The 265-nt window shown below is 79.2% G+C and carries 1 protein-coding gene; it reads left to right on the forward strand.

What is annotated here, in order from left to right:
- Window positions 1–265 (forward strand): AfsR/SARP family transcriptional regulator (locus tag GTW08_RS19660; protein ID WP_161152354.1); only part of this gene is annotated, 265 nt, incomplete at both ends.

Consider the following 265-nt stretch of genomic DNA (forward strand, 5'->3'; position numbering starts at 1 on the left):
TGCAGGTCCACGTCTCCCGGCTGCGACGGGTGCTCGAACCCGACCGGTCCCCGCGGGCGGTCCCGACGGTGCTGGTCAGCCGCCCACCCGGCTACGCGCTGGCACTCGGCCCCGACGGGCTCGACGCGCGCGCCTTCACCGACCTCCTCGACCGCGCCGCCGCGGCCGCACCGGACCGGGCCGACGCCCTGCTCGGCGAGGCCCTGGCGCTGTGGGACGGTCCCGCCTACGCCGAGTTCGCCGACGCCGCCTGGGCGCGCGCCGA

This window comes from Pseudonocardia sp. SID8383 (assembly GCF_009864975.1).
GTDB lineage: Bacteria > Actinomycetota > Actinomycetes > Mycobacteriales > Pseudonocardiaceae > Pseudonocardia > Pseudonocardia alni.